The organism is Micromonospora orduensis, assembly GCF_006228125.1.
Classification (GTDB): Bacteria; Actinomycetota; Actinomycetes; order Mycobacteriales; family Micromonosporaceae; genus Micromonospora; species Micromonospora orduensis.
The window spans coordinates 1-1,581 of sequence record NZ_VDFY01000015.1; the positions used below are offsets into that span (position 1 = coordinate 1).

The 1,581-nt window shown below is 67.9% G+C and carries 1 pseudogene; it reads left to right on the forward strand.

Features of this window, described 5'->3' with window-relative positions:
• Nucleotides 1-121: 121 nt before the first annotated feature.
• A pseudogene (locus tag FHG89_RS00095) lies at nt 122-1,336 on the forward strand (3-keto-alpha-glucoside-1,2-lyase-like domain-containing protein); the annotation flags it as partial.
• Nucleotides 1,337-1,581 lie beyond the last annotated feature (245 nt).

Here is a 1,581-nt window from a genome sequence, read left to right on the forward strand (position 1 = left end):
GCACACTGATCACCAGACAGCCCTTGGTTTGCGATCTTCTTCCCTAGACAAGAGGAATGATCGATCAAGGGCTGTCGTCATGATCAGCCGGGGTCGATACCACCGCCCAGCAGGTTAAATATCAAGCAAGCAGTTCACCAACTACTCGTTGAAGCTGGACTGGAAGCTGGCCGGGGACGACAACTCCGGCATCTTCATCGGGTTCCCGCCGTCGAGTGACCCGTGGTCGGCGGTGGACAACGGTTACGAGATCCAGATCGACGCCACCGACGCGGTGGACCGCACCACCGGGGCGGTCTACACGTTCAAGTCCGCCGACATCGCGGCCCGCGACGCGGCGCTCAACGCGCCGGGGGAGTGGAACACGTACGAGCTGCTGGTCGAGGGTGAGCGGCTGCAGATCTTCCTCAACGGCGTGAAGATCAACGACTTCACCAACACCAATCCGGTACGGTCGCTGGCCGGCCACATCGGCATCCAGAACCACGGCACCGGTGACGACGCCTCGTTCCGCAACATCCGGATCAAGGAGCTGGGCACCACGCCGCCGCCGACCGGCACGATCCAGGCCGAGGCGTTCAGCTCGGCCAACGGGGTCACCCCGTTCACCAAGGCGGGCGCCAACGGCGGGCAGACCATCGGCTACATCGACCCGGGCGACTGGGCCGCGTACAACGGGGTGGACCTGACCGGGGTCACCTCGTTCACCTCCCGGGTCGTCTCGGGCGGCGCGGGCGGCACCATCCAGGTGCGTACCGGCTCGGCCACCGGCCCGGTGCTCGGCTCGGTCGCGGTGCCGAACACCGGCAGCTGGACCACCTTCGCCAACGTCACCACCGCCCTGTCCGGCGTCCCGTCCGGTGCCCAGAACCTCTACCTCACGTTCACCGGTAGCGGCACCGGGCTCTTCGACGTGGACGACTTCACCCTGGTCAAGGGGACTGGCGGCGGTACCGGCGTCGGTCCGGTGAAGGGCCTGGCCGGCAAGTGCCTGGACGTGCGCAACGGCGCCACGGCCGACGGCACCCAGATCCAGATCTACACCTGCAACGGCAGCGCCGCGCAGACCTGGACCGTGACGCCGAACTCGACAATCAAGGCCCTGGGCAAGTGCCTCGACGTGTCCGGCAGCGGCACCGCCGACGGCACCAAGATCCAGCTGTGGACCTGCAACGGCACGGGGGCGCAGAACTGGGCGGCCCAGGCCGACGGCAGCCTGCGCAACCCGTCGTCGGGCAAGTGCCTCGACGTCTCCGGCAACAACTCGGCGGACAGCACCATCGTGCACCTCTGGACCTGCCTCAACGCGGCAAACCAGAAGTGGGTCCTGCCCTGACCTGACGACCGGGAGCGGGGCCGTCGGTCAGGCCGACGGCCCCGCTCCGGCGCACCGCAACGCCGATCAGGCCCGGCCGGGTTGTGCCCCGCACGGCCGGGCCTGATCGGCGCACGCCCGCCACCCAGCGGTTGGGCGGACGCCGCGGAGCCGACGGCTGCACACCAACGAGCGTTATACCTGGGAGTCATATCTATGACTCCCAGGTATAACGCTCACACCATCTCTGCCCGCCGCCCGCGGTG